This window comes from Aeromonas sp. S41-2 (assembly GCF_027705845.1).
Lineage (GTDB): Bacteria > Pseudomonadota > Gammaproteobacteria > Enterobacterales > Aeromonadaceae > Aeromonas > Aeromonas hydrophila.
Map to the genome: position 1 here is coordinate 64906 of NZ_JAPDCG010000006.1, position 26129 is coordinate 91034.

Annotated in this window: 24 protein-coding genes and 2 tRNA genes; 17 read left to right on the forward strand and 9 right to left on the reverse strand. The window is 61.3% G+C overall.

Features of this window, described 5'->3' with window-relative positions:
- Window positions 1-14: 14 nt before the first annotated feature.
- Window positions 15-749, forward strand: coding sequence for a substrate-binding periplasmic protein (locus OKC44_RS14980; protein WP_043160696.1), 735 nt, complete (start codon window positions 15-17; stop codon window positions 747-749).
- Here the strand turns inward: OKC44_RS14980 and rarD are convergent.
- Window positions 731-1633, reverse strand: a complete 903-nt coding sequence (rarD, locus tag OKC44_RS14985) for an EamA family transporter RarD (protein WP_011707449.1) — start codon at window positions 1631-1633, stop codon at window positions 731-733. The genes OKC44_RS14980 and rarD overlap by 19 nt on opposite strands.
- A 102-nt stretch (window positions 1634-1735) precedes the next feature.
- On the opposite strand from rarD, the gene OKC44_RS14990 reads away from it, so the two are divergent.
- The gene (locus OKC44_RS14990; protein WP_270813731.1) at window positions 1736-2317 is read left to right on the forward strand and encodes a uracil-DNA glycosylase family protein; all 582 of its coding nucleotides are present in this window, start codon (window positions 1736-1738) and stop codon (window positions 2315-2317) included.
- A gap of 10 nt (window positions 2318-2327) precedes the next feature.
- Here OKC44_RS14990 and OKC44_RS14995 read toward each other — a convergent pair whose 3' ends face one another.
- Complete coding sequence (locus tag OKC44_RS14995) at window positions 2328-3185, reverse strand: DMT family transporter (protein ID WP_011707447.1); 858 nt, start codon at window positions 3183-3185, stop codon at window positions 2328-2330.
- Window positions 3186-3276: 91 nt separating this feature from the next.
- Between OKC44_RS14995 and OKC44_RS15000 the strand changes: the two genes are divergently transcribed.
- On the forward strand, window positions 3277-4194 hold the full coding sequence (locus OKC44_RS15000) for a LysR substrate-binding domain-containing protein (RefSeq protein WP_011707446.1): 918 nt from the start codon (window positions 3277-3279) through the stop codon (window positions 4192-4194).
- 90 nt (window positions 4195-4284) lie between these two features.
- On the opposite strand, the gene znuB is transcribed toward OKC44_RS15000, so the two are convergent.
- Together znuB and znuC are read right to left on the reverse strand one after the other, a co-directional pair.
- Window positions 4285-5064, reverse strand: a complete 780-nt coding sequence (gene znuB, locus OKC44_RS15005) for a zinc ABC transporter permease subunit ZnuB (protein WP_011707445.1) — start codon at window positions 5062-5064, stop codon at window positions 4285-4287.
- A gap of 21 nt (window positions 5065-5085) precedes the next feature.
- Entirely contained in the window at window positions 5086-5850 is a 765-nt protein-coding gene (gene znuC, locus OKC44_RS15010; protein ID WP_017411255.1) for a zinc ABC transporter ATP-binding protein ZnuC, read from the reverse strand.
- A gap of 94 nt (window positions 5851-5944) precedes the next feature.
- Between znuC and znuA the strand changes: the two genes are divergently transcribed.
- Entirely contained in the window at window positions 5945-6859 is a 915-nt protein-coding gene (gene znuA / locus OKC44_RS15015; protein ID WP_270813733.1) for a zinc ABC transporter substrate-binding protein ZnuA, read from the forward strand.
- Between the two features lie 85 nt (window positions 6860-6944).
- The gene (locus OKC44_RS15020; RefSeq protein WP_024945607.1) at window positions 6945-7619 is read left to right on the forward strand and encodes a transglutaminase-like cysteine peptidase; all 675 of its coding nucleotides are present in this window, start codon (window positions 6945-6947) and stop codon (window positions 7617-7619) included.
- Here the strand turns inward: OKC44_RS15020 and OKC44_RS15025 are convergent.
- Together OKC44_RS15025 and OKC44_RS15030 are read right to left on the reverse strand one after the other, a co-directional pair.
- Window positions 7614-8555 (reverse strand): TAXI family TRAP transporter solute-binding subunit, encoded by a 942-nt coding sequence (locus OKC44_RS15025; RefSeq protein WP_270813737.1) that lies wholly within the window; start codon window positions 8553-8555, stop codon window positions 7614-7616. The two genes, OKC44_RS15020 and OKC44_RS15025, sit on opposite strands and share 6 nt — an antisense overlap.
- Entirely contained in the window at window positions 8555-9847 is a 1293-nt protein-coding gene (locus OKC44_RS15030; protein ID WP_270813740.1) for a LapD/MoxY N-terminal periplasmic domain-containing protein, read from the reverse strand. The genes OKC44_RS15025 and OKC44_RS15030 overlap by 1 nt, the downstream gene beginning before the upstream one ends.
- 260 nt (window positions 9848-10107) lie before the next feature.
- On the opposite strand from OKC44_RS15030, the gene mepM reads away from it, so the two are divergent.
- Window positions 10108-11445, forward strand: a complete 1338-nt coding sequence (mepM, locus tag OKC44_RS15035) for a murein DD-endopeptidase MepM (RefSeq protein WP_016352056.1) — start codon at window positions 10108-10110, stop codon at window positions 11443-11445.
- A 66-nt stretch (window positions 11446-11511) separates the two neighbouring features.
- On the opposite strand, the gene OKC44_RS15040 is transcribed toward mepM, so the two are convergent.
- Window positions 11512-12456 (reverse strand): D-2-hydroxyacid dehydrogenase, encoded by a 945-nt coding sequence (locus OKC44_RS15040; protein WP_017411249.1) that lies wholly within the window; start codon window positions 12454-12456, stop codon window positions 11512-11514.
- A 162-nt stretch (window positions 12457-12618) separates the two neighbouring features.
- Between OKC44_RS15040 and OKC44_RS15045 the strand changes: the two genes are divergently transcribed.
- Complete coding sequence (locus OKC44_RS15045; RefSeq protein WP_227290656.1) at window positions 12619-13200, forward strand: YjaG family protein; 582 nt, start codon at window positions 12619-12621, stop codon at window positions 13198-13200.
- A gap of 48 nt (window positions 13201-13248) precedes the next feature.
- On the opposite strand, the gene OKC44_RS15050 is transcribed toward OKC44_RS15045, so the two are convergent.
- Window positions 13249-13728, reverse strand: a complete 480-nt coding sequence (locus tag OKC44_RS15050) for a MarR family winged helix-turn-helix transcriptional regulator (RefSeq protein ID WP_270813744.1) — start codon at window positions 13726-13728, stop codon at window positions 13249-13251.
- Window positions 13729-13891: 163 nt separating this feature from the next.
- Between OKC44_RS15050 and OKC44_RS15055 the strand changes: the two genes are divergently transcribed.
- Together OKC44_RS15055 and OKC44_RS15060 are read left to right on the forward strand one after the other, a co-directional pair.
- Window positions 13892-14419, forward strand: coding sequence for a hypothetical protein (locus tag OKC44_RS15055; RefSeq protein WP_269384313.1), 528 nt, complete (start codon window positions 13892-13894; stop codon window positions 14417-14419).
- Window positions 14420-14428: 9 nt separating this feature from the next.
- Window positions 14429-16027, forward strand: coding sequence for a BCCT family transporter (locus tag OKC44_RS15060; RefSeq protein WP_270813749.1), 1599 nt, complete (start codon window positions 14429-14431; stop codon window positions 16025-16027).
- 92 nt (window positions 16028-16119) lie between these two features.
- Here OKC44_RS15060 and mutS read toward each other — a convergent pair whose 3' ends face one another.
- Window positions 16120-18702: a DNA mismatch repair protein MutS gene (gene mutS, locus OKC44_RS15065; protein WP_270813751.1), complete on the reverse strand. Its 2583-nt coding sequence runs from the start codon at window positions 18700-18702 to the stop codon at window positions 16120-16122.
- 234 nt (window positions 18703-18936) lie between these two features.
- On the opposite strand from mutS, the gene OKC44_RS15070 reads away from it, so the two are divergent.
- From OKC44_RS15070 to OKC44_RS15105, 8 genes are all read left to right on the forward strand, one after another.
- Window positions 18937-19428, forward strand: a complete 492-nt coding sequence (locus OKC44_RS15070) for a CinA family protein (protein WP_252451227.1) — start codon at window positions 18937-18939, stop codon at window positions 19426-19428.
- 79 nt (window positions 19429-19507) lie between these two features.
- Complete coding sequence (recA, locus tag OKC44_RS15075) at window positions 19508-20572, forward strand: recombinase RecA (RefSeq protein ID WP_011707431.1); 1065 nt, start codon at window positions 19508-19510, stop codon at window positions 20570-20572.
- 41 nt (window positions 20573-20613) lie between these two features.
- Window positions 20614-21114, forward strand: coding sequence for a regulatory protein RecX (locus OKC44_RS15080; RefSeq protein WP_029304798.1), 501 nt, complete (start codon window positions 20614-20616; stop codon window positions 21112-21114).
- Between the two features lie 454 nt (window positions 21115-21568).
- A complete protein-coding gene (gene alaS, locus OKC44_RS15085; protein ID WP_270813756.1) occupies window positions 21569-24193 on the forward strand; it encodes an alanine--tRNA ligase in 2625 nt (874 codons plus the stop codon).
- A 16-nt stretch (window positions 24194-24209) separates the two neighbouring features.
- Window positions 24210-25457 (forward strand): aspartate kinase, encoded by a 1248-nt coding sequence (locus OKC44_RS15090; RefSeq protein WP_011707428.1) that lies wholly within the window; start codon window positions 24210-24212, stop codon window positions 25455-25457.
- A 93-nt stretch (window positions 25458-25550) separates the two neighbouring features.
- A complete protein-coding gene (csrA, locus tag OKC44_RS15095) occupies window positions 25551-25739 on the forward strand; it encodes a carbon storage regulator CsrA (protein ID WP_005305164.1) in 189 nt (62 codons plus the stop codon).
- 214 nt (window positions 25740-25953) lie between these two features.
- Window positions 25954-26046, forward strand: a tRNA-Ser gene (locus tag OKC44_RS15100).
- Between the two features lie 3 nt (window positions 26047-26049).
- Window positions 26050-26126, forward strand: a tRNA-Arg gene (locus tag OKC44_RS15105).
- Window positions 26127-26129: the final 3 nt, after the last annotated feature.

Below are 26129 nucleotides of genomic sequence, written 5' to 3' on the forward strand. Positions count from 1 at the left end.
CTCAAGGAGGTGCGATGCGAGCGTGGTGGTGGTTGTGGTGTTTGCTGTCGATATCGGCTCATGGCGAGACGCTGCGTCTCTACGACTATCATCAGCACCCCCCCTTCATGACCGGGGAGCAGACTGGTCTGAGCCGGGATCTGGTCAAGTATCTCAATGAAAAGCTTGGTGGAGAACCCAGGCTGGAACTTTGGCTGGTGAACCGGGCCAGACTGGCGCTGGAGATGTCGGATCCCGGCTTCGACGGCCTGGTGGCCTGGGTCAATCCCGCCTGGGTGGGGGATCCCCAGCGCGAGCTCTACCTCTGGACCTTTCCCATCATGCGCGATACCAACGAGCTTATCTCCAGCATCGCCAGGCCGGTCATCTATCGCGGGCCCGATTCACTGAAGGGGATGACCTTTGGCGGCATCGAGGGGTATCGCTATCAGGGCATCGACGAGGCGGCGGCCAGGGGCGATCTGGTGCGGGTCGATGCCAAGAAGGTCAAGACCAACTTCAGCCTGCTGGTGCGCGGTCGCATCGACGTGACCCTGGTGCCGGGCTCGGCGCTCACCTTCTTCACCCATGACCCGGCCTTCGAGGGCAAGCTGTTCGTCTCGCCCTTTGCCCAGTCCAGCTATACCCGCCACATCCTGTTGCCAAAATCCCGCAGCGCACTGCACAGCCGACTGAACGACATCGCCGAGCAGATGGACCGGGATCCCAAGTGGCACGCCATCCTGGAGTCCTATCGTGGCAGGCCCTGAGCAGGGTTGCCGGCCCCGCGCCTGAGTTTGTGCAGCGGCAGCAGGCTCACCAGCAGGCCGGCCCAGACGAAGGCAAACCCCACCGATTTCACCGGATCCGGCGTCTCGCCAAACCAGAAGATGGCGAGCAGGAAGGCGAGGCTGGGCTCTATGTACTGCAACAGACCCACCGTGCTCATGCGGGTGCGCATCATGCCGTAGCAGAACAGCCCCACCGGCAGCAGGGTGGCGGGGGCGCTGCCCATCAGCAGCAGTCGCTCGGTCCAGTCACCGGCCACGAACTGGCTGGCGCCGCTCACCGCCAGAGCGCCGATGATCAGCAGGGCGACGGGCAGCTGCACCAGCGCCTCGAGGTAGAGGCTGACGCCGGCGTCATAGTGGACCTTCTTCTTGAGCAGACCGTAGAGGGCGAAGTTGGCCCCCATGATGAGAGAGAACCAGGGCAGCTGGCCGTAAGAAAAGAGCATGTAGGCCAGCCCGGCCAGTGCCAGCGCCACCGCCAGGTGTTTTTGCGGGGTGAGCTTCTCTTTGAGGAACAACACGGCAAACACGATGTTGAACAGCGGCGTCATGAAGAAGGCGAGGCTGGTGGCCAGCACCTGGCCGGTGGTGAGGCACCAGGTGAACATGCACCAGCTGATGGACATGACGGGGCCGGCCAGCAGGATGAGACCGAGCTGGCGCGGTTCGCTGCGCAGTCGCGCCCAGGGTACCCGGTAGCCGATGAGGAGGAACAGAAGGCCCAGCAGCACCGCCGACCAGAGTACCCGGTGGGAGAGCAGTTCCCACATGTTGACCGCGGGCATGAACTGGTAATAGAGGGGCAACATGCCCCACAGCACGAATGAGAGGGCCGCGCTGCCGGTGCCCATCCAGTTCTTCATCTCGCTCCGTTTATTAAATTAAACAAGTGTGGCTGCATGATAAGTATCTGCTGAATCTTTCACAAGCAGGATCCGGCGGAAAACTCTGCTACTATCGGGCCCATGAACCGACTCGACAGTTTGTTTGAACAGATCCGTGCCTGCCGCCTGTGCGAGGCACACTTGCCGCTTGGGCCCAGACCGGTGATCCGTGGCAGCGAGCGCGCCCGTCTGCTGATCATCGGCCAGGCGCCCGGCACCCGGGTGCATGCCAGCGGCATCCCCTGGGACGATCCCTCCGGCGATCGCCTGCGCCAGTGGCTCGGGGTGGACAAGGCCACCTTTTACGATGAATCCCGTATCGCCATCATGCCGATGGGGCTCTGTTATCCCGGCAAGGGCAAGTCAGGAGATCTGCCACCGCGCCCCGAATGTGCACCCACCTGGCACGACAAGGTGCTGATGCTGCTACCCAACATCGAGCTGACCCTGCTGATCGGCCAGTATGCGCAAGCCTACTACCTGCGGGATGCGGCGAAAGGGTCGCTGACCGAGACGGTACGCAGCTGGGCGGACTACGGCCCGGCCTGGTTGCCGCTGCCGCACCCGTCACCGCGCAACACCTTCTGGCTCAAGAAGAACCCCTGGTTCGAGCAGGATGTGATCTCCCATCTGCAACAAAGGGTCGCCCCACTGCTGGGGTGACCCTCGTTGGCTAGAGCGCCGGTTCGACCTGTGGTTTGGGCTTGCTGCGGGCCATGGCGATGAGCGGCAGTATGATGCACAGGCACCCCAGCAGCAGCGGCAGGCCCGGCTGCTCATCGAACAGCCACACCCCGATGGCGACCGCCATCAGCAGGCCGGTGTACTCCGCCGAGGCGATCTTGCTCGCCTCCGCCTTGCGATAGGCCACCACGCACAATCCCGCATAGACCATGATCAGCGCCGAAGAGCCGAAGGCGGGCCACCACATCTGCCACTGCCAGTCGCCCCCTTCCCACCAGGCCAGCGCCATGATGAAGGGCATGCTCAACACGTTGGTAAAGAACAGGGTCTGGGCGATGGGCTGCTGGAGCGGGATCCGCTTGATCAGCAGATTGTTGAGCGCCATGGAGAGCGCCACCCCGAGCGCCGCCAGCGCCGCCCAGTTCACCTCGGTGGGACGCAGCACGATCAGCACCCCGACAAAGCCGATGAAGGCGGTCAGCACCTTCTGGCGCGAGATCGCTTCCCCCGCCAGCCACACCGCCAGCGGCACCATCATCAGCGGCGCCGCATAGAAGAGGGCGTTGGCGGTGGCCAGCGGCAGCCGGGTGAGGGCGATCACCATCAGGCAGACGCCGACCGCCCAGATATGGGCCCGCAGCAGATGCCACTTGAGCGCCACCGGCGGGTTGCGACGCCATGACCAGAGCAGCCAGGGTGCCAGCAGGATGGCGGCGGAGAGCTGGCGGAAGAAGACGAACTGGAACACCGGCTGGTCCGGCTCCAGCACCTTGACCAACGCGTCGGAAAAGACCGCCACCATATTGCCCAGCACCAGATAAAGGATGCCGATCCCCACTGCATTCATACCACCTCCCATGTTTGATGAGGGAAGGGTAGCCCGCGTGCCGTTATCCAGTAAAATGATAAAAAATCACCATGCATGAGAATTTTGGATAATGAAGCTGCCTCCCCTGCGTGCCGTTCAATACTTCGAAGTGGTTGCCCGCCTGCTCAGCTTTTCTCGCGCCGCGGTTGAGCTCAACGTCAGCCAGAGCGCGGTCAGCCACCAGATCCGCTTGCTGGAGGATTTTCTGGGCGAGCGATTGCTGCTGCGCCAGGGCCGGCTGCTGTCGTTGACGGCGCAGGGGGAGGTCTATTTCGAGGGGATCTCCGCCGGGCTCGGCCAGATTGCCCAGAGCAGCGAGCAGTTGCGCGGTGGTGGCGAAATGCGGATCCGGCTCGCTGTCTACAGCTCGTTTGCGGTGAAGTGGCTGATCCCGCGCCTGGCGGGGCTGCGCCAGCTCTATCCCGAGCTGGATCTCAGCCTGGAGATGGTGGCGGAGGATCCTGAACTCTCCGATCGGGTGGCGGACTGCTTCATCACTGTCTCCCCTAAGGGGCCTGGCTATATGCACGATCTGCTCTATCGGGAGCGGCTGATGCCGGTGTGCAGCCGGCGGCTGTGGCAGCAGGTGGAGGGGGAGTGGCCTGCGGCCCTGTGGCAACTGCCGCTGCTCTCCATCCAGGCGATCTACAAGGAGAAGGGGGAGGATTGGCGGCGCTGGGCCGACGTGGGCGGGCTGACGATCGCCCCCGAGGCGAGGATGCACCATTTCAGCCACATTCTGCTGGCACTGGAGGCGGCCAACTGGGATCAGGGGGTGGCGCTCATCAACGACTATATGCTGCAGCCGGAGGATCCCGGTCTGGTGCGACTGCCGCTGCATGCACTGGAGACCGGGGACAACTTCTATTTCGTCTGCAAGCGCTCGCGTGTCCATGAACCCGCCATCAGCCGGCTGCGCCAGTGGCTCTGGCAGGAGGCGCAAGCGAGCCTGCGCCCCGGCGAGAATGAACCGCTCAGGCGCGTTTGAATAGGCTCAGCACGAGCAGGTTGGTGGCGGAGATCCAGCGAAGGGTCGAGATATGGAGTGGCCTGACTGCGTGGATCAGGCCACTTAGGTTCAGGCTTTTTTGAACTGGCTCAGGATAAACAGGCTGGTGGCGCAGACCACCACCGAGGGGCCGGCCGGGGTGTCCTGATACCAGGAGAGCAGCAGTCCGCCGAGCACGGCAAGGCAGCCGATGAGGGCGGCAAAGCCGGCCATCTGTTCCGGCGTGCGGCTGAAGCGGCGGGCCGTTGCCGCAGGGATGATCAGCAAGGAGGTGATGATCAGCGCCCCGACGAACTTCATCGCCACCGCGATCACCAAGCCAATCAGCAGCATCAGCACGCAGCGCAGTACATCGACCCTTACCCCTTCCACCCGCGCCAGCTCTTCCGAGATGGTCATGGAGAGCAGGGGATCCCACAGCCGCCACAGGGTGAGCAGCACCAGGGCGCCGCCGCCGTAGATCCAGAGCAAGTCCATCGGTTGTACCGAGAGCAGGTCGCCGAACAGGTAGGCCATCAGATCCACCCGCACGTTGTCCATGAAGCTCAAGGTGACCAGACCGAGCGACAGGGCGCTGTGGGCCAGGATGCCGAGCAGGGTATCGGTGGCCACCTGCTGGTTGCGGCTCATGATCACCAGCAGCATCGCCATGGCGAGGCAGCAGACCACCACCGCCAGGGTGAGATCCACCTGCAGCAGGATGCCGAGCGCGATGCCGAACAGGCAGGCGTGGGAGAGGGTGTCGCCAAAATAGGCCATCTTGCGCCACACCACGAAGCTGCCGAGAGGGCCGGCCAGCAGGGCGATGCCGAGGCCGGCCGCGAGGGCGTATAACAGAAAACTGTCCACTTGATGATCCTGTCGGGTACGTTATTGATTGCGGGAGGGCAGGCGAATGACGGGGGCCTGCGGTTCATGATGATGGTGTTCGCCGTCGCAGTGGTGATGGTGGGTGTAGACCGCCAGCACCTCCTGCTCTGGTCGACCGAACAGGCGGGCAAATTCGGGGTGGCGGGCCACGCTCTCCGGTTCGCCGTGACAGCAGACGTGGCGGTTGAGGCAGATCACCTCGTGGGTGCTGGCCATCACCAGGTGCAGGTCGTGGGAGACCATCAGCACGGCACAGTTGAACTCGGCGGCCAGCTGGCTGATGAGGGCGTAGAGCTCGATCTGGCCGTTGATATCCACCCCTTGCACTGGCTCGTCCAGCACCAGCAGCTCGGGTTTGACCAGCAGGGCGCGGGCCAGCAGCACCCGCTGCATCTCGCCGCCGGAGAGCTTTTGCATCCGGTTGTCCAAGAGATCTTCCGCACCGACCCGGTTCAACGCCTCCTCGATGGAGAGGCGGCCATTCTTGCCGAGTTGCAGGAAACGGCGCACCGTCAGCGGCAGGGTCGGATCCAGATAGAGGCGCTGGGGCACATAACCGACCCGCAGGTCGCGGCTGCGGGTGATTTGGCCCGAATCCGGCGTGAGCAGGCCCAGTACCAGCTTGCTCAGGGTACTCTTGCCCGCCCCGTTGGGGCCGACCAGGGTAGTGATTTTGCCTTTGTTCAGGGTAAAGGAGACCTTGTCGAGCACGGATCGTCCATCAAATGAAAGACAGACCTCTTTCAGCTCCACCAGTTGGGTCATGACAGCTCCGGGGTTTACAGCCTGTGAGAGTTATAATATAACAATAACGTTGGTTTGTTATATTATCACACACACACTTCCTGACGAGATCTCTATGCGAATTCTTGCCCTGATCACTGCCCTGCTGGCGGTGAGTCTGCCTGTCCGTGCCCTCGAGGTACTGACCACCATCAAGCCGCTGGGTTTCATCGCGGCCGCCATCACCGATGGCGTGAGCGAGCCCAAGGTGCTACTGCCGACCGGCGCCTCGCCCCATGATTTCTCCCTGCGTCCCTCCGATATTCGCAGCATCAATGAGGCCGACCTGGTGGTCTGGGTCGGCCCCGAGCTGGAAGGCTTCATGGCCAAGCCGCTGGCCAAGCATCCCCATGTGTTGACCCTGACCCGGGTCGAAGGGATGCCGCTGTTCGATTACAGCAAGCAGGCCGGTCACGAAGAACACGCCGACGAGGGGCATGAAGGCCATGACCACGACGGTCATGAGGGGCACAACCACGAGGGCGTCGACCCCCACATCTGGCTGGGACCGACCCAGGCGCTGGTCATCGCCAATGCCCTGAGCGAAACCCTGAGCGCTCAGGATCCGGCCAACGCCGAGCGTTATCGCGCCAACCTGCTGGCGTTCAAGGCCAAGGTGGAGGCCAAGGACAAGGTAATTGCCGAGCAGATGAAGGCGGTGAATCAGAAGGGCTACTTCGTGTTTCACGAGGCCTATGGCTACTGGGAGCGCCACTATGGCATGAGCTCCAAGGGCCACTTTACCGTGAGCCCGGAGCGGCGCCCCGGCGCCAAGACCCTGGTGGAGATCCGCAAGGCGCTGGAAGAGAAAAAGGCGAGCTGCATCTATGCCGAGCCGCAATTTTCGCCGGCGGTGATCGAGTCGGTGGCCCGCAATACCGGTGCTAAGGTGCTGCTGCTGGACGAAGTGGGTGAACAGGTGCCGCTCGGCCCGGATGGCTATCCCCGGTTCATGCAGCAGCTGGCGGACGCTTTCGCCGAGTGCCGCTGACAGACCCGCCGAGCCGTGGTGCTCATCGATGGGACGAGCACAGCCAACTATACTGACTTCCAGCATCTGACAGGGAGTGTCTTGTATGAAATGGCTGCTCGTCTCCACCTGCACGTTGGCGCTATGCTGCGCCAGCGTGCAGGCATCCCGCCTCTCCGAATACATCGCCAGCCCCGAGCTGCGGGCAAAATTGCAGGAAGTGTATGGTGGTCGTGCCATTCAGCGGGCCGAGGCATTCTCTCGTCTGCTCACGCCCAGGGCCGGTACCACGGATCAGCAGAAGATCGAGCTGGTGAACAACTACTTCAACAACCTGACCTATAGCGATGATCCCAGGTTGTGGGGAGAAGCGGATTACTGGGCCAATCCGCTGGAGTTTATCGGCGCCCGCGGTGGCGACTGCGAGGATTACAGCATCTCCAAGTACTACACCCTGATGGAGCTGGGGGTGGATGAGAAGAAGCTGCGGCTGGCCTACGTCAAGGCGGTACGTTACAACCAGTTCCACATGGTGACGCTCTACTTTTCGACCCCCAAGTCAGATCCAATGGTACTCGACAACATCAACAGTCGGATCCTGCCCGGCAGCAAGCGAACCGACCTTATCCCCGTCTACAGCTTTGATGCCAAAAGCATCTGGATCATGAAGTCCCGCCGTGAAGGGACGCTGGCAGGCAGTGCCGACAGGTTGGCGCAGTGGACGTCGATGAAGACCCGGTTCTCCAGCGAGCAACTGCGCTCCCCTCGCCGCGAGCTATAGCTTGCCCGCGGTTTTCAACTCCTCGAAATATTTGGCCGCGCCCGGATGCTGGTCGATGCTCAGCACCGGGCCGGTCTTATTGCGTGCCTGGTGGAACAGGTTGGCGTAGCCGTAGGTCTGCTCATTGAACTTGGTTTGCTGGGCCAGCATGGCCTTGGTCAGGCGGTACACATCGGCTTCCGGCGTGCTGGCGGTGGTCACCAGGGTAGCTGCGATGGCAAAGGTCGGTGTCGCCTTGAGGTTGCCCGGGTAGATGCGCGCAGGCACCTGGCTGCGCTGGTAATATTTCACCCCCTTGAGCAGCTGATCCCGGGTCGCTCCCTCGATCGGCAGAAAACGCACGGCGCAGCGTTTGGCTGTATCCAGCACGATGCGGTTGGGGTGGCCCATCACCAGGCCATAGGCATCGATCTGCTTGCTGCACAGCGACTCGGCCAGATTGGCCACGCTCTTGAGATCGAGATCCTGCTCCTTGGTGCCCAGCACGTTGAACAGGGCGAGCGCCGTCTGGCGGGTGCCTGAGCTCTTGAGCCCCATGTCGATGGGGGCCAGCTTGAGCTGCTCCAGGCTGGTGATATCGCCGTCGGCCCGCACCACTATGGTGAAAGGCTCGGCGTGGGTAGCGAAGATGGCTCTGAGCTCTGGTTGCGGCTGACTGGCATACGGACCCAGGCCGTGATTGGCCTGGTAAAGCCAGTCCGACTGCACCAGCGCATAGCGGGTCTCGCCACTCTTCAACTGGCGCAGATTTTCGATGGAGCCCGAGGTCGCCTGCAGCTTGCACTGCAATCCGGCATCGCTCTTGTTGGCCAGCCGGCAGAACTCTTTGGCGATCTGGTGATAGATCCCCTGCTCACCGCCGGTGGCGATGGTCATAGTGTCGGCCAGCACCGGCAGTGGGCACAGCAGAGCGAGCAACAATCCGGTCTTGTTCATCATGCCTCCTTGCTGGCGTAGCCATCGATGCCCCAGTTGCGCAGGGTATCGATATCCTGAATGTCGCCGGCCTCCGCCAGCAGGGTGTAGCCCGCGCTGTGCAGGCACTGGGCCACCAGATTCCAGTAGAGCGGGGCCTGGCTTGGCTGGCAGCTGATGAAGACTGGGTTGATGGGGTCGAGCTGATTGAAGGTTTCGTTGGTCATCGGGATGGTGCTGAAAGCCATCTCCACGCCCTGTTCCTGCAAGGCGGCCAGCCGCTCCTGGGCAAGGGGCGGCACATGTTCCTGATCCCAGCGCCAGTCTAGGGTCTTGCCTCTGCCCTTGGCCAGCAGGGCAGAAAATTGCGTCCAGTCAGCGTGACCGAGCAGGCTGAGCGGCAGTTGCAGTCCTTCGACCGTGTGGTGCAACCAGAGATCGAGCAGGTGCCGGATCTCGTCCGGTGAGCTGTCCAGCGAGGGGGTGACCTCTGGAATGAGGCGGCTGTAGAGGCGAATGCTGCCCTGGGTCGAGAAGAAATGTTGTTGCAGCAGACCTTCTCCCGCTTCCGCCAAGGTTTGCAGCGGCTGATTTGATATGGCGACCTGTTTGCTGAGCTGGCTGATCTTGAGCCGCTGTTGCAGCAGATCCCGTTTGCGTTCGGACACCAGCTGGTTGACCGAGGCAACCAGTTCTTTGAGATCCTGCAGCCAGGGGGAGGCCAGATTGCCGCTGAACTGGCGCTTGCGGATCTTCACCAACTGCTGGTTGATCTGCTCGAGCGGGCGCAGCAGCCGGTTGCAGACCCAGGAGATCACCAGGGTGAATACCAGCAGACCGGCCAGCAGCGCCGTACCGGTACGGCTGATGGCATTCCACAGGTGCTGGTAGGCATAACCCGTGTGCCCTTCCAGGGTGAGGGTGCCCAGCATGCGCCAGCCATCGGTCAGCTCCTGCTCAATTTTTACCGGCGGCATGTCGATAACAGAGGGAAGCCAGGTCGGCACGTTTTGCTGCGCCGTGTGGAAGACCTTCTGAAACAGCACCTGGCCATCGGGATCCAGCAGGGTGACCGCGCTGACGAAACCGCCGTCGAACATGGCGTTGACGATGGTTTCGGCCAGTACCTTGTCATCGTTGAGCAGGGTGCCCTGCAGCACCAGGCCGAGGGCCGTGATGGCGGTTTCCAGATTGGCAGACATCTGATCGAGGATGGACTGGCGTACCGTGGTGACCTCCAGCATGAACAGCAGGATGGCACCGGCCAGGAACAAGATCAGGATGATTCGATTTAACAGTTTCGCTAACGACATATCCACTCCATGGAAAAGTTATCGCAACATGCTGAAACCTTGGGTCTGATGCGAGCGGACCCGGCTCTTAAAAATAGGAAAAAAATGGTTAAAAAAGACGATCATTTCTGCCCATAAAGGAATGTTATGCATAAAATGTGAGGTTCATGCAGATTGCTATGAACTAATTGTGAGTATTTAGGTCAAACAATCAGTTTTATACGGTTTCATAACAAACAAACTGACCACTAACACCCTTAGATCTAATGACAGGATAGCGGATGAAACGTCTCCGTCCCTTGGTAGCGCAGGCTGCCAATTGGGAACCCCCGGTTCCCCGCAAACACTTTTACGCCATGCTATTGCTGACCGCGATGACGCTGTCAGCGGTAGCCATATTGCCAGCGCCGGGTGACATCCTGGAGCGGCCATTGCGTCTGGAGTTGCCGATCGCCACCAACGGCACCGCAACCAACGAAGACAATACGGACTTCAACGACATCCCGGATCACGAGCTGGTGGAAGCCGCGACCCCGGAAGATGACATCCCGACCGATGCCACCCCCCAGTGGCAGGATTATCGGGTACGAAACGGCGAAAACCTGACCACCATCTTCAACAACCTGGGTCTCTCCACCACCACCCTCTACAAGGTGCTGGATGCCGATACCAAGAACAATCTGGCACGTCTCAAGCCTGGTCAAACCATCGAGCTGCTGATCGATCAGGACAACATACTGCAGCAGATGAAGATTCGTCTGAATATCAAGCAGACCCTGATCCTGGAGCGCACCGATGACACCTACAGCGCCAACATGCTCAACGAAGAGGTGGAGTGGCAGAAGAAGGGGTATGACGGGGTCATCAACGGCAGTTTTTACGTCAGTGCCCGCAATGCGGGGATCCCTGCCAACCACATCCAGAAGATTGCCAACCTGTTCCAGTGGCGGCTCAACTTCGCCAAGGATCTGAAAAAGGGTGACAAGTTCAAGGTGCTGGTGCGCCAGGAGACGGTCGAGGGCAAGAGCACCGGCAATACCCAGCTGCTGGGGGTGGAAGTGTTCAGCCAGGGCCAGAGCGTGTCTGCTTGGTTGTCCGAAGATGGCAACTACTACGATGGCCAGGGCAACAGCCTGGAGCGCGGCTTCCGCCGTTATCCGACCCACAGCCGCTACCGGGTCAGCTCCAGCTTCAACCCGAACCGTCGTCACCCGATCACCGGCCAGGTACGTCCCCACGAGGGTACCGACTTTGCCTTGCCGGTCGGTACTCCCGTGATGGCAACCGGCGACGGCGTGGTGCTGAAGGCGACCAGTCACCCGCTGGCCGGCACCTATGTGGTGATCAAGCACGGTCGTACCCTGATGACCCGCTACCTGCACTTGAGCAAGCTGCTGGTCAAGCCGGGCCAGAAGGTGAAGATGGGTGACAAGATTGCGCTCTCCGGCAACACCGGTCGTTCCACCGGTGCCCACCTGCACTACGAAGTGCGGATCAACAACCGTCCGGTCGATGCCATGAAGGTCAAGCTGCCGATGGCTGAACCGCTCTCCGGCAAGGAGAAGCGCCAGTTCCTCGCCAAGGTGAAGAGCTATCGCAAGGAGATGGAGGCCGGTTGATGCCTCTGTCGCCGAAATAAAAAGGCCCCGCCACTCTGGCGGGGCCTTTTTATTGGCTGGTGGCCATCAATAGCCCTTGTCGAAGTCTATCTTGCCGTCCAGCGGCTGGCCGTCGATGAAGCGGATGTAGTTGCGCACGAAGATCTGGGCCACATCCTCGGGGAAGCTGTAGGCGCTGTTGTGCGGCGTGATGATGAGGTTGGGCTGGCCCCAGAGCGGGCTGTCGGCGGGCAGCGGTTCCTGTGCGAACACGTCCAGCACCGCCATACCCAGCTTGCCGGTGCGCAGCGCCGTGAGCAGATCACCCTCGTGGATGGCGTTGCCGCGCCCGACGTTGAACAGGATGGCGCCCGGTTTGCAGTGTTCGAAACGGGGAGCAGTGAAGAGGTGATGCGTCTCGCGGGTGGCGGGCAGGACGCTGACGATGACGTCGGCCTGCGCCAGCACCTTGTTGAGGGCCGGCAGCTGATACACCTGATCGAAGCCGGCCCGCTCGCGGCCGCTGCGGCTGATGCCAAGCACCTTCATGCCAAAATGCTTGCCGGTGTGGGCAATGTGCTGGCCTATGCTGCCGGTGCCCAAGATGAGCAAGGTGCGTCCCTTGAGGCCGTGATAGGGGTGGCTTTGCCACAGCCGCTGCTTCTGCTGCTCCCGATAAAGCGGCAGCTGGCGCATCAGGCTGAGCAGATGGCCGAACACGTATTCACTCATCAGCGGGCCGAAGATGCCGCGCACGTTGGTGAGCTGATAGTCGCGGCGGCAGCTGGCATCAAGCAGCACGTCGACTCCAGCGTAGGTGGACTGCAGCCAGCTGAGCTTGCCGGCCTTGGCCAGCAGCGGTTTGGCCCGCGCCGGTTCAGCCATCAGAATATGGGCTTCGCCGATCAATTTCTCGGCCTCGCCCTGGTTGTCGGCCCGCAGAATGCGCAAATGGGGGAGGTGGGCCGCCTTGAGCAGGCGCTCATAGTGAGCATTGTCCTGGCTGAGCAAAAGAAGGGTACGTTGACTCATACTCTTGTTCCTTATCAGATTTGCGGCGCGGGAGAGAGGCCGCTCTGTCCTCATCTTACCCGAGTTGACCGGCCAACATAGCCGACCAGGCCGCTTTTTCGTTTTCGCGCGGCCCCTCGTGGGCTACAATCTGCCCCACATTTTGCAAAGGATCCGACTCCAGTGTTTGGTGACAAGTTTTATAAGCGACTGGCCGAGCTACAGCCTTGGCAACAGACCGTCTACACCCTGGCGCTGGCAGAGCGCATGTACCCCAACTATGCGCTGTTTTCCCAGGCCTCCGGCTTCGGGGATGCGAAGGCATTTCGCCACGCCCTGGATCAGATGTGGAATTACCTGACGGTGAAGGGGTCCCGCGTCAATCTGGGGGCGATCCTGGAGGCGTTTGAAGTCTATATTCCCGAGCCTGGCAAATTCGAGTCCTACGGTGCCTATCCGGCGCTGGATGCCTGCGTGGCGCTGGGCTGTGCCTACAACTCGGTGATCTGCCGGGTGGGTGAAGAGGCCAACGATGCCAGCCATGCGTCGGTCGGTACCGTGGCCGGTTTCATCGAGATGCTGGAAGAGCGCGACCTCACCGACGAGGAGCTCTACGAGCACGAATACATGGAAGCCGAGCTGGAGTTCCAGGTCGAGTTGCTCAAGCGGGTTGCCCATGAGCGCGACAGCGACCGTATTCTGGCCATCAAGGCCTTTGCCGCCCAGGATGGTGTCTCCAATATCGGCATCAGTCTGGAAGAGTGAGCGCACTCTTCCCGGCCCATAAAAAAAGCTCCCGTTCGGGAGCTTTTTTTATGCCCGCTCTTCGGTGAGGGGCCGGACGCTCAGCACCGGGGCCGCGTCTATCTCGTCGGCATTCATCATGGCCGAGATGCGCTGCAGGGAAGAGAGCAACAGGGTCTGCTCCCAGACCTCAAGTGCCTGAAAGCGCTGGATGAAGCGCTCCTGCAGCGGGGTGGGCGCCTGGGCCAGCAGGGCGCGGCCTGCATCAGTCAGCGTCGCATGCACCTTGCGCTTGTCGGTTTCACTGCGGATGCGCTGCACCAGCTGGCGGCTCTCGAGGCGGTCCATGATGGTGGTGGCGGTGGCCTGGCTCATGTTGGTGTGTTCCGCCAGCTGGCGCATGGAGATCTGGCCCAGCTCGTCGATCCCCTTGAGCAGCAAGAGCTGGGGCGAGGTCAGGCCGGCCTCCTTGATCAAGCGCTTGGAGTGCATGTCGATGGCACGAATTATCTGGCGCAGAGCGACCAGCACTTCATCATGTTTTTCCATGGGGAACGAATCGTCGAGGGGCTGTTGAGAGGCGCAAAATTCTCCGCCTAATTCGTCACAAGGTCAATATGGTTTTTACTGTAATGATTTCTGCTCTAACTATTTTTGTGTTAGGTTAGCGGGCATTTTCCGAATTTTGACCCGACCTTTGAGGAGCAAGATGATGAGTGACGAACTGGACATCAAGTCGCTGGCGGCCGACCTTCGGGTGGTCAGAGTGCGTTATGAACTGCCTGACACCTCGGCTTTCGTGCGTTACCAGCCTGCCTATGACGAAGACCCCAACAACCTCAAGGTGCACCACTACGATGGTGAGCTGCCCCTCTCCTGTAGTCAAACTGGTTCTTTCAACCTAAAGGAGTTGGTGAATGAATTGCGTTACGCCTATGTGCTGGTGCACCTCTTCCCGGACGAGAGTGCGATGAACTTCTATCTGACCGGGCTTGATACCGGGCTGGCCCAGCTGGAGTTCATCGGTGGCTCCTACGACTTCAACCGGCTCTGGATCACCAGCGGCATTTCCAACCTGGGCGTGCCCATGGCCATCTTCCTCGGCAAGCGTCATGCGGTGAATGGCCAGCCTTCGGTCAGCCTGGTGGACCACCGGGTGCAGACGGCCGGCAAGCTGGTCTACCGCGCCATCGGTGGTGCCGGCGATCATGTGGGTGAAGACTTTTTCAACAACGACTAAGGAGGCCAGATGAGAGCAAGCAAAGGGCTATTCAAAGGCCTCAATCCGACCATGGCCATGACGGCGCTCACCGTCATCACCCTGTTCCTGCTGTTCGGGGTGTTCGTCCCCGAAACGGCCGCCAGCTGGTTTGTCGGCGCCAAGGATCAGATCATTGCCGGGTTCAAGTGGTACTACATTCTGGTGGTCGCCCTGTTCCTGTTCTTCGCTGTCTACCTGATGTTCAGCCGCTTTGGCAGCATCCGGCTGGGTGACGACGACCAGGTACCGGAGTTCGGCTACTTCGCCTGGTTTGCCATGCTGTTCAGCGCCGGCATGGGTATAGGCCTGGTGTTCTGGAGCATCGCCGAGCCGATGAACCATCTGCAGGGCAACCCCTTCATCGCCGAAGGGATGACCCCTGAGGCGGCCCAGATCGCCATGCGCCTCACCTTCTTCCACTGGGGCCTGCACCCCTGGGCCATCTATGTGATCGTCGGCCTGTCGCTCGCCTTCTTCAGCTATCGGCGCAAGCTGCCGCTGGCCATCCGCTCCGTGCTCTATCCGCTGCTCGGCGATCGCATCTACGGCTTCTGGGGCCATGCCGCCGACGTGCTGGCGGTGTTCGGTACCGTGTTCGGGGTGGCCACCTCCCTTGGCCTGGGGGTCTCCCAGATGAACACAGGTCTCAACCAGATGTTCGGCATGGAAGTATCGCAAGCGAACCAGCTCTGGCTCATCGGCGGCATCAGCCTGATCGCCACCTTGTCGGCGGTCTCCGGGGTCGGGCGGGGGGTCAAGCTGCTCTCCGAGCTCAATATCTGGCTGAGCGTGTTTGTGCTGGGCCTCTTTCTGGTGCTGGGGCCGACCACCTACATCCTCAACGCCTATGTACAGAACATCGGTGATTACCTGCAAAACATCGTCAAGCTGAGCTTCTGGACCAACACCGAGGCCAACGGCACCTCGGCCTGGCAGTCGAGCTGGACCGCCTTCTACTGGGGCTGGTGGATTGCGTGGGCGCCGTTTGTCGGCATGTTCATCGCCCGCATCTCCAAGGGGCGTACCATCCGCGAATTCGTGCTCGGCGTGCTGCTGGTGCCCTCGCTGCTCGGCATGTTCTGGCTCACCGTGTTCGGCGGTACCGCCATGAATCTGGAGCTGTTCGGCGGTGGCGGCGTGGTGGCCGCGGTCAATAAGGATGTGACCCTGGCGCTCTACCAGACGGTGGAACTGCTGCACTGGGAGACCTTCGGCTGGATCGCCAAGGGCGTGCTGACCCTGCTGATTTGTACCTACTTCATCACCTCCAGCGACTCGGGCACTCTGGTGATCACGACCCTGCTCTCCATCGGCGATCAGGATCCCCCCGTGCTGCACCGCGCCATCTGGGGGCTGGGTCAGGGGCTGGTGGCCGCCATCCTGCTGGTCTCCGGCGGGCTGGCCGCCTTGCAGGCCGCCAGCATCATAGCGGCGCTGCCCTTCTCGGTGATCATGCTGGCCATGTGCTACTCGCTGATGCTGGGGCTCAAGCAGGAGAGCCAGCACCAGTTCGAATACCGGCAAAAGCTCAAGCGCCACGACGGTTCAACCCACATGAGCCTGCTGGAGCGGATCGGGCCGGCTTGACCTGGCTTCATCCTGTTGAGGCTGCTATCAAGCAGCCAAACAAAAGGGGAACCTCGCGGTTCCCTTTTTCATGGCTGATCAGCTGTCGCTGGTCACAGCATCTGTTTGAGGCGATAGAGCAGATCCAGCGCCTGCCGCGGGGTGAGCTCGTCCGGGCGCACCACTTCCAGCTCATCGACTACCGGATGGCTCTGGGGTGCCATGGCCACCGGGGCCGGACGGCTTTCACCGGCTGCGACCGGGGTGGCACTCTCCAGCTCATGCAGTTTGTGGCGGGCCTGCTGGATCACCGATTTCGGTACCCCTGCCAGTGCCGCCACTTGCAGACCGTAGGAGCGGCTGGCCGCCCCTTCCTGCACCGCGTGCATAAAGGCGATGGTGTCGCCGTGCTCCACCGCATCGAGGTGGACGTTGGCCAGCCCGTCCATCAGCTCCGGCAGGCGGGTCAGCTCGAAGTAGTGGGTGGCGAACAGGGTGTAGGCGCCGATCTTGCTCGCCAGCTGCTCGGCGCAGGCCCACGCCAGCGAGAGGCCATCGTAGGTGCTGGTGCCGCGACCTATCTCGTCCATCAGCACCAGGCTGCGGGCGGTGGCGTTGTTGAGGATGTTGGCGGTCTCGGTCATCTCCACCATAAAGGTGGAACGGCCGGAGGCGAGATCGTCCGACGCCCCGATACGGGTGAAGATGCGGTCGATGGGGCCGATGCGGGCGCTGTCGGCCGGCACGAAGGCACCGATATGGGCCAGCAGTACGATCAGCGCGGTCTGGCGCATGTAGGTGGATTTACCGCCCATGTTGGGGCCGGTGATGATCAGCATCCGCCGCTCTCGCTCGAGCCGGATCGGGTTGGCGATGAAGGGATCGGTCATCACCTGCTCCACCACCGGATGGCGGCCCGCCTCGATCAGGATCTGATCCTCGTCGATGAGCGTCGGGCAGCGGTAGTCCAGGGTCTCGGCCCGTTCCGCCAGGTTGGCCAGCACGTCCAGCTCCGCCAGTGCGGCGGCGGACTCCTGCAGATCGCCGAGGTGGGGCAGCAGGGCATCGAGCAGCTCTTCGTAGAGACGCTTCTCCAGCGCCAGCGCCTGGGCCTGGGCGGTGAGTACCTTGTCCTCGTACTTCTTCAGCTCGTCGATGATGTAGCGTTCGTTGTTCTTGAGGGTCTGGCGGCGGATGTAGTGGGCCGGCACCAGGTGGCTGTTGGCGCGGCTCACCTCGATGTAGAAGCCGTGCACCTTGTTGTAGCCCACCTTGAGGGTGTTGATGCCGGTCAGCAGCCGCTCGCGCTCCTCGATGCGGGCCAGGCTGGCGGTGGCGCCGTTGGCCAGATCCCGCAGCTCGTCCAGCTCCTGGTTGAAGCCGTCGCGGATGACGCCGCCATCGCGGATCAGCACCGGCGGCACCTCCATCACGGCGCACTCCAGCAGGTCGAGCAGCTCGGGGAAGGTGCTGGTGCGTTCGCGCAGTTGCTGTACCGCCTCGTGCTCGCTCTCCGCCAGCAGGCGCTGTAGCTCAGGCAACTGGGCGAAGGCCTGCCGCAGGCGAGTGAGATCGCGCGGGCGGGCCGAGCGCAGTGCCAGGCGCGCCAGCACCCGCTCCACGTCGCCGACCTGACGCAACAGACCGCCCAGCTCGTCATAGAGGTTCTGCTCGATGAGCTCCTTGATGGTGCTCTGGCGACCTTTGAGGATCACCCGGTCGCGGATCGGCTGGTGGATCCAGCGTTTGAGCAAGCGGCTGCCCATGGGGGTGGCGGTGCAGTCCAGCACGGCGGAGAGGGTATTGTCGTGGCCGCCGGCCAGATTCTGGGTCAGCTCCAGATTGCGGCGGGTGGCGGCATCCATGATGACCGCATGGTCAGGCTGCTCGAGGCGCACGCTGCGAATGTGGGGCAGGGCGGTGCGCTGGGTGTCTTTCACGTATTGCATCAGGCAACCGGCGGCGCACAGGGCGGTCTCGCTCTGCTCGACGCCAAAGCCCACCAGATCCTGGGTGCCGAACTGCTGGCAGAGCAGCTTGCGGGCGGTACCGAGCTCAAACTCCCACTCCGGGCGGCGGCGCAGACCGCGGCGACCTTCAACGTGATGCAGGAAGGCGAAGGATTCGGGATAGAGCAGCTCGGCCGGATTGGTACGCTGCAGTTCCGCCAGCAGGGTCTCTTCTTTCTCGAACTGGTTGATGAAGAAGCGGCCGGAGCCGATGTCCATGGTGCCGTAGCCGAAGCGGCGGCCATCGTGGTAGACGGCTGCGATCAGGTTGTCCTGTCGCTCGCTGAGCAGCGCCTCGTCGGAGACGGTGCCCGGGGTGATGATGCGAATGACCTTGCGCTCCACCGGTCCCTTGCTGGTGGCGGGATCTCCCACCTGTTCGCAGATGGCGGCAGACTCGCCGAGCTGCACCAGCTTGGCCAGATAGCCCTCGATGGCGTGATAGGGTACGCCCGCCATCGGGATAGGGCTGCCGGCCGACTGGCCGCGCTTGGTCAGGGAGATGTCGAGCAGCTGGGAGGCTTTGCGGGCATCGTCATAGAACAGCTCGTAGAAGTCGCCCATCCGGTAGAACAGCAGGATCTCCGGGTTCTCGGCCTTGAGGGTCAGATACTGCTGCATCATGGGCGTGTGGGCGCTGAGATTGGCGCCAGGCGCGGTGCCAGTAGCTTGGTGTTGTGCGGTCATGTGCGATTCCAGAAGGGGCCTCTGCGGGCCAGTGTCTGCGGTGATGAGCCTTGAACTTGATGGCGCCATTCTACACATAAGCAGGGCGGCGGGGGAGGTCGGGTTCCGGGGTTGTCTCTGGCTGAGCGGGTCTTGGTGCTGCACATCGATGTCGGTGGGGGTCTGCCCAGTGGTTGCGGGCGGCAGTGACGGGATCGCATAATGTGCCTCTTGAACGAATCAGCAGGAGCCGTGATGAAACTGGATGCAGAGATAGAGCACCTTGCCATCGAGCTGGGTAAGGCCCTCGGTCAGCGTGGTTGGCTGGCGGCGACCGCTGAATCCTGCACCGGTGGCGGGGTGGCGACGGCCATCACCGACATCGCGGGCAGCTCAGGCTGGTTCGACCGCGGTTTTGTCACCTACACCAACGAAGCCAAGCAGCAGATGCTGGGGGTGAGCGGCGAGAGCCTTGAGCTGCACGGTGCGGTGAGCGAAGCGGTGGTGCTGGAGATGGCCCGTGGTGCGCTGGCCCACTCCTCTGCCGCCATCAGTGTTGCCATCAGCGGCATCGCCGGCCCTGGCGGCGCGACACCGGGCAAACCGGTCGGCACCGTCTGGTTCGCCTGGGCGGACCGCTCCGGCCGTCATCACTCCCTGCTGGCCCGTTTCGACGGGGATCGCCGGCAGGTGCGTCAGCAGGCGGTGAGACAGGCCTTGTCGGGTCTGTTGGCCCTGCTCAGATAAATTGGGCTTGATACTGTATGAATAGACAGTATACTTAGCCCAACTTCATTTTTACTCACGATTTCCAGCGGAGATTGGCATGGATCAGAACAAACAGAAGGCACTGGCGGCTGCGCTGGGTCAGATCGAAAAGCAGTTTGGCAAAGGCTCCATCATGCGTCTGGGCGACAGCAAGACCATGGATATCGAAGCCATCTCCACCGGCTCCCTCTCCCTGGACGTGGCGCTGGGTATCGGTGGCCTGCCGTGCGGTCGTATCGTCGAGATCTATGGCCCGGAATCTTCCGGTAAAACCACGCTGACCCTGCAGGTGATCGCCGAAGCGCAGAAGAAGGGCAAGACCTGTGCCTTCGTCGATGCGGAGCACGCACTCGACCCCATCTATGCCGCCAAGCTGGGCGTCAACGTCGATGACCTGCTGATCTCCCAGCCGGATACCGGTGAACAGGCGCTGGAAATCTGCGACATGCTGGTGCGCTCCAACGCCGTTGACGTCATCATCGTCGACTCCGTGGCGGCCCTGACCCCGAAAGCGGAAATCGAAGGCGAGATGGGTGATTCCCACGTCGGCCTGCAGGCCCGTCTGATGTCCCAGGCGCTCCGCAAACTGACCGCCAACATCAAGAACGCCAACTGCCTGTGCATCTTCATCAACCAGATCCGGATGAAGATCGGCGTCATGTTTGGTAGCCCGGAGACCACCACGGGTGGTAACGCGCTCAAGTTCTACGCCTCCGTTCGTCTGGATATCCGTCGCATCGGCGCCATCAAGGAAGGTGACGAAGTGGTCGGTAACGAGACCCGTGTCAAGGTGGTCAAGAACAAGGTGGCCCCGCCCTTCAAGCAGGCCGAGTTCCAGATTTTCTATGGCGCCGGCATCTCCAAAGAGGGCGAGCTGGTGGATCTGGGCGTCAAGCACAAGCTGATCGACAAGGCCGGTGCCTGGTACAGCTACAACGGTGAGAAGATTGGTCAGGGCAAGGCCAACGTCATGAAGCTGTTCGCCGAGAACAAGGCGATGGCTGGCGAAGTGGAAGCCCGTCTGCGCGAGCTGCTGCTCTCCGGTGCCGTACCTGTCGATGACAAGGCTGCACCGGTTGAGGCAGAAGAGTTCGATGCCGAAAGCGAACAAGAGTTCGAATAAGAAACAAAGGAAGGCCGGGTAGATACCCGGCCTTGTTATTTATGGTTGATGAATCTGCTGACAAACCGGTCGAACTTACCTTTGAAGAGCAACTGGCGGCGGCCCGCGCCTTTGCCATGCGCAGTCTTGCTCGCCGCGAAAGCGCCGAGTCCGAACTGGCCAGACGGCTGCGCCAGCAGGGCTATCAGGAAGAGGTGATCGAGGCTGTCGTCGATTATTGCCGGGGTTACAACTGGGTCAACGACGAGCGCTATGGCGCCATGGCGGTAAGAGCCGGGGCGGCCAAGGGGCACGGTCCCATCAAGATCCGTTTCGAGCTGCGCCGCAAGGGGCTGGATGACAACCAGATTGATGCCGCCTTCGAGCAGCCGGAGCTGGACTGGTTTGAACTGGCCTTGGATCTTTTGGCGCGGCGAGCCAACGTGGCTGACCTTGCCGATTTCAAGCTGCGGATGAAGTGGCTCAAATATCTTCTGGGACGCGGCTTTACTCAGGAACAGGGACGCTATGCGTTGAGCGCCTTGCAGGAGCGCGAGCTGTAAGTGTAAGCACTCCGTTTCTGCTTTCCTGCAAGCCATCGCAGCCTGTTGATGACCTGCAGGGGGGGGATGGTGGCGTACTTGCTAGCCCCAGCAGCCAAGATTGTCATGGCGCAGTTCTGCATCTCGCATGATGCCTGTTGCTTGGGTTGTCCGTATCGTCTTTCCCGTCGCTGCCATGGACATGGTGGCATGCCCTTTGCCGCTGGCGTCTGTGGATTCAACAACTTGCATCCTGGTGGCGGAGGCGGTGGAAGGCTCCTCGGCGGCAGGCCGATTTTCCGCTGCCATCGGCCCAAAACATGGCTGAAAACGCCCCGGTTTGTCTCCCTTTTCTCCCAGCCCCCATTTATGCGCGCTTTTTCACCCGTGGCGGCCCTGTCCGTTTTACTTTACCCCGCAGAAAACTTACATTAATGCGGTTAAAAGTCCGTATTCGAATCAAGCAGGATTTTCCATGTATATGTCCACGTCAGAGATTCGCGCCGCGTTTCTCGAGTATTTCCGTTCCCAGGGGCACCAGGTTGTCTCCTCCAGCTCGCTGGTACCGCATAACGACCCGACCCTGTTGTTTACCAACGCGGGTATGAACCAGTTCAAGGACGTGTTCCTTGGCGCAGACAAGCGTGCCTACAATCGCGCGACGACTTCCCAGCGTTGCGTGCGTGCCGGTGGTAAGCACAACGATCTGGAAAACGTCGGCTATACCGCTCGTCACCACACCTTCTTCGAAATGCTGGGCAACTTCAGCTTCGGCGACTACTTCAAGCAGGATGCCATCAAGTTTGCATGGGGCTTCCTGACCGAGGTGCTGCAACTGCCAAAAGAGCGCCTGCTGGTGACCGTCTACGCGACTGACGATGAAGCTTTCGACATCTGGGAAAAAGAGGTCGGTGTGCCGGCCGATCGCATCGTGCGCATCGGTGACAACAAAGGGGCACCGTACGCCTCCGACAACTTCTGGGCCATGGGCGATACCGGTCCGTGCGGTCCCTGCACCGAGATCTTCTACGATCACGGCGATCACATCTGGGGTGGCCGTCCCGGCTCACCGGAAGAAGATGGCGACCGTTTCATCGAGATCTGGAACGTGGTGTTCATGCAGTTCAACCGTCAGGCTGACGGCATCATGGAGCCGTTGCCCCGTCCGTCCGTGGATACCGGCATGGGTCTGGAGCGTATCTCCGCCATCATGCAGGGTGTGCACTCCAACTATGAAATCGACATCTTCCAGGCACTGATCAAGAAAGCGGCCGAGATCGTTGGCACCACCGATCTGAGCAACCAGTCCCTGCGCGTCATCGCGGACCACATCCGTTCCTGCGCCTTCCTGGTGGCAGATGGCGTGATGCCGTCCAACGAAGGTCGCGGCTACGTGCTGCGTCGCATCATTCGCCGCGCCGTGCGTCACGGTCGCAAGCTGGGTGCCACCGAGGTGTTCTTCTACAAACTGGCTGCCGAGCTGGCCGCACAGATGAAGGATGTCGCCGCCGAGCTGATCGCCCAGCTGCCGCTGGTCGAGCGCGTGCTGCGCATCGAAGAGGAGCAGTTCGTCCGGACTCTGGACAGAGGCCTGCTGCTGCTGGAAGACGTGCTGGCCAATCTCGGCGATGCCAAGGTCATTCCGGGCGAGGTGGTATTCAAGCTGTATGACACTTACGGCTTCCCGGCCGACCTGACTGCCGACGTGGTGCGCGAGCGCGAGATCGGCATCGACGAAGAGGGCTTCAAGGCCGAGATGGAGAAGCAGCGTGCTCGTGCCAAAGAGGCTTCCAGCTTCGGCGTGAACTACAACGAGATGCTCAAGCTCGACTTCGAGACCCCTTTCACCGGTTACAAGACCCTGACCGAGCGCACCCGTGTGGTCGGCATCTACAAGGGCGTGGACGAGGTAAGCGGTCTTATCGCTGGTGACGAAGCGGTCATTGTGCTGGAGCAGACCCCCTTCTACGCCGAGTCCGGCGGCCAGATCGGCGACAGCGGCACCCTGAAAGTGGATGACGGCATCTTTGCCGTGACCGATACCGTCAAAGCGGGCAAGGCGATCATCCACAAGGGCTACATGGAGCTGGGCACCTTGGAGAAAGGGGCCGTGGTCGAAGCCGTGGTCGATGGCGAGCGTCGCCAGGCCATCGCCCTGAACCACTCCGTGACCCACCTGCTGCACGCTGCCCTGCGTCAGGCGCTGGGTGAGCACGTGACCCAGAAAGGTTCTCTGGTGGGCGCCGAGCGCATGCGCTTTGACTTCTCCCACTTCGAGGGGATGACCATGGCGACCATTCGCCGGGTCGAGGAGCTGGTCAACAACCAGATCCGCGCCAACCACGAAATCACTACCCAGCTGATGGACCTGGAAGCCGCCAAGTCCGCTGGCGCCATGGCGCTGTTTGGCGAGAAATACGAAGACGACGTGCGCGTGGTGCGCATGGGCGACTACTCCACCGAGCTGTGCGGCGGTACCCACGCCAAGCGCACCGGTGACATCGGCTTCTTCAAGATCATCGCCGAGAGCGGCATCGCCGCCGGTGTGCGCCGTATCGAAGCGGTGACCGGCAAGGCCGCCATCGACTTCATGCATCAGGTCGGCGAGCAGATCGAAGAAGCTGCCGCACTGGTGAAAGGTGACCAGTTCTGCATCGCCGACAAGGTACGTCAGGTACTGGACAAGGCCAAGATGATGGAACGCGAGCTGGAGCAGCTCAAGGCCAAGCTGGCCGCTCAGGCCGGTAACGACCTGCTGGGTCAGGTGATCGAGATCAAGGGTCAGAAGGTGCTGGTTGCAGCGCTGGAAGGGGCCGATCCGAAATCCCTGCGCGGCATGCTGGACGAGCTGAAGAACCAGATGAAGTCCGGTGTCGTGTTGCTGGCCACCAGTGGCGAGGGCAAGGTCAACCTGATCGCGGGCGTCACCAACGACCTGACCGGCAAGGTCAAGGCCGGTGAGCTGGTCAATCTGGTCGCCCAGCAGGTGGGCGGCAAGGGCGGCGGTCGTCCCGACATGGCCCAGGCGGGTGGTACCCAGCCCGAGGCAGTGCCGGCAGCCCTGCAATCCGTACACTCCTGGCTGGAAGAGCGCCTGTAATCGGGCGAGGTGATCTGTGGCACTCTATGTACAGAAGTACGGCGGCACCTCGGTCGGCACGCTGGAGCGGATCGAGGCGGTAGCTGAGCGGGTCGAGCAGACCCGCGCTCAGGGACATGACGTGGTGGTGGTTGTCTCCGCCATGTCGGGCGAAACCAACCGGTTGCTGGGCATGGCCCAGCAGCTGGATCCTGATGCCAACCGGCGCGAGATGGATGTGCTGGTCTCCACCGGTGAACAGGTCACCATAGCGCTGCTGGCGATCGCGTTGAACAAACGCGGTTGTCCTGCGGTCTCAATGACCGGCGATCAGGTTCGCATTCATACCGATTCCGCTTATGGCAAGGCGCGTATCACCCACATCGACACCGAGCAGGTTCAGGCTGAACTGGGCGCGGGCAAGGTGGTGGTGATCGCCGGTTTCCAGGGCCGTGACGAGCACAATGCCATCACGACGCTGGGCCGCGGTGGCTCTGATACCACGGCGGTGGCCGTGGCGGCGGCCATCAAGGCTGATGAATGCCAGATCTTTACCGATGTGGATGGGGTCTATACCACTGATCCGCGCATCGAGCCCAAGGCGCGCCGTCTCGATACCATCACCTTCGAGGAGATGCTGGAGATGGCCAGCCTCGGCGCCAAGGTGCTGCAGATCCGTTCGGTGGAGTTCGCGGGCAAGTACCGCGTACCGCTGCGGGTGCTGTCGAGCTTTGTCGATGGAGAGGGAACCTTAATCACATATGGAGGTGAGAGGATGGAAGCTCCCCTGGTATCCGGGATAGCGTTCAATCGCAACGAGGCGAGCCTGACCATTCTGGGTGTGCCGGACAGGCCCACCGTGGCCGCGCAGATCCTGAATCCGATCAGCGACGCCAACATTGATGTCGACATGATAGTGCAGAACACGCTGGGCGATGGGACCGCCGACTTCACCTTCACGGTGAATCGCGATGACTATCGCCGGGCGCGCGCCCTGCTGGAGGAGACCGCCAGCGAGCTGGGGGCCGCCTGCGTGCAGGGCAACGGTGAGATCGCCAAGGTTTCCATCGTCGGAGTCGGGATGTGGAACCATCCTGGCGTCGCCCGCACCATGTTCAAGGTATTGGGCGAGGAGGGGATCAACATGCAGTTGATTTCCACCTCTGAAATCAAGATATCCGTGGTGATTGACGAGAAGTACCTGGAGCTGGCAGTGCGTGCCTTGCACTCCGCTTTTGGGCTGGATCAGGAGCCTCATGAGCAGCCCTTGGGAAACAATCCCTGATTGATTTAGTTTCAACCATTTACCATATCGGTATCTTTGTAAGATAATGTCGCATATCGATATAAATACAAAACAGGATACAGGAGCAAGCGAATGCTTATTTTGACTCGTCGTGTAGGGGAAACCCTGATGATTGGTGACGAAGTGACTGTCACCGTACTGGGCGTGAAAGGCAATCAGGTTCGTATCGGTGTGAACGCACCGAAAGAGGTCTCCGTACACCGCGAAGAGATCTACCAGCGCATCCAGGCCGAGAAAGTTCCGGGCCAATCCGGCTTCTAAGCGGCGTTAATGGCTGTGACAAGGCGACACCTCATGTGTCGCCTTTTGTTTTTCCGGGGTGCTGAAAATCGTGCTGCAGGGAGCAAAAGAGCGGGATAAGTGTCGATATTGCTTGAATATTCCACGCTTTGACCAAATGCTGAGCGAACGCGCTTTTTTCTCCAAAAAAGTGTTTGACTAAAAATCCCTGTGAAGTATTATCAGCCCCGCAAACGGAGAGGTGGCCGAGAGGCTGAAGGCGCTCCCCTGCTAAGGGAGTATGCGGCTTATACCCGCATCGGGGGTTCGAATCCCCCCTTCTCCGCCATTTGCGCCCGTAGCTCAGCTGGATAGAGTACCTGGCTACGAACCAGGTGGTCAGAGGTTCGAATCCTCTCGGGCGCACCATAT

What these genes read in the sequence shown, in the direction of transcription:
- OKC44_RS15000 (WP_011707446.1), top strand. Translation starts at nt 3,277, where the DNA reads ATGAAGCTGCCTCCCCTGCGTGCCGTTCAATACTTCGAAGTGGTTGCC.
- mepM (WP_016352056.1), top strand. Translation starts at nt 10,108, where the DNA reads ATGAAACGTCTCCGTCCCTTGGTAGCGCAGGCTGCCAATTGGGAACCC.
- OKC44_RS15060 (WP_270813749.1), top strand. Translation starts at nt 14,429, where the DNA reads ATGAGAGCAAGCAAAGGGCTATTCAAAGGCCTCAATCCGACCATGGCC.
- OKC44_RS14980 (WP_043160696.1), top strand. Translation starts at nt 15, where the DNA reads ATGCGAGCGTGGTGGTGGTTGTGGTGTTTGCTGTCGATATCGGCTCAT.
- OKC44_RS14990 (WP_270813731.1), top strand. Translation starts at nt 1,736, where the DNA reads ATGAACCGACTCGACAGTTTGTTTGAACAGATCCGTGCCTGCCGCCTG.
- OKC44_RS14995 (WP_011707447.1), bottom strand. Translation starts at nt 3,185, where the DNA reads ATGAATGCAGTGGGGATCGGCATCCTTTATCTGGTGCTGGGCAATATG.
- OKC44_RS15040 (WP_017411249.1), bottom strand. Translation starts at nt 12,456, where the DNA reads ATGAGTCAACGTACCCTTCTTTTGCTCAGCCAGGACAATGCTCACTAT.
- OKC44_RS15025 (WP_270813737.1), bottom strand. Translation starts at nt 8,555, where the DNA reads ATGAACAAGACCGGATTGTTGCTCGCTCTGCTGTGCCCACTGCCGGTG.
- alaS (WP_270813756.1), top strand. Translation starts at nt 21,569, where the DNA reads ATGTATATGTCCACGTCAGAGATTCGCGCCGCGTTTCTCGAGTATTTC.
- mutS (WP_270813751.1), bottom strand. Translation starts at nt 18,702, where the DNA reads ATGACCGCACAACACCAAGCTACTGGCACCGCGCCTGGCGCCAATCTC.
- csrA (WP_005305164.1), top strand. Translation starts at nt 25,551, where the DNA reads ATGCTTATTTTGACTCGTCGTGTAGGGGAAACCCTGATGATTGGTGAC.
- recA (WP_011707431.1), top strand. Translation starts at nt 19,508, where the DNA reads ATGGATCAGAACAAACAGAAGGCACTGGCGGCTGCGCTGGGTCAGATC.
- znuA (WP_270813733.1), top strand. Translation starts at nt 5,945, where the DNA reads ATGCGAATTCTTGCCCTGATCACTGCCCTGCTGGCGGTGAGTCTGCCT.
- OKC44_RS15080 (WP_029304798.1), top strand. Translation starts at nt 20,614, where the DNA reads ATGGTTGATGAATCTGCTGACAAACCGGTCGAACTTACCTTTGAAGAG.
- OKC44_RS15030 (WP_270813740.1), bottom strand. Translation starts at nt 9,847, where the DNA reads ATGTCGTTAGCGAAACTGTTAAATCGAATCATCCTGATCTTGTTCCTG.
- rarD (WP_011707449.1), bottom strand. Translation starts at nt 1,633, where the DNA reads ATGAAGAACTGGATGGGCACCGGCAGCGCGGCCCTCTCATTCGTGCTG.
- OKC44_RS15055 (WP_269384313.1), top strand. Translation starts at nt 13,892, where the DNA reads ATGAGTGACGAACTGGACATCAAGTCGCTGGCGGCCGACCTTCGGGTG.
- OKC44_RS15050 (WP_270813744.1), bottom strand. Translation starts at nt 13,728, where the DNA reads ATGGAAAAACATGATGAAGTGCTGGTCGCTCTGCGCCAGATAATTCGT.
- OKC44_RS15070 (WP_252451227.1), top strand. Translation starts at nt 18,937, where the DNA reads ATGAAACTGGATGCAGAGATAGAGCACCTTGCCATCGAGCTGGGTAAG.
- OKC44_RS15020 (WP_024945607.1), top strand. Translation starts at nt 6,945, where the DNA reads ATGAAATGGCTGCTCGTCTCCACCTGCACGTTGGCGCTATGCTGCGCC.
- znuC (WP_017411255.1), bottom strand. Translation starts at nt 5,850, where the DNA reads ATGACCCAACTGGTGGAGCTGAAAGAGGTCTGTCTTTCATTTGATGGA.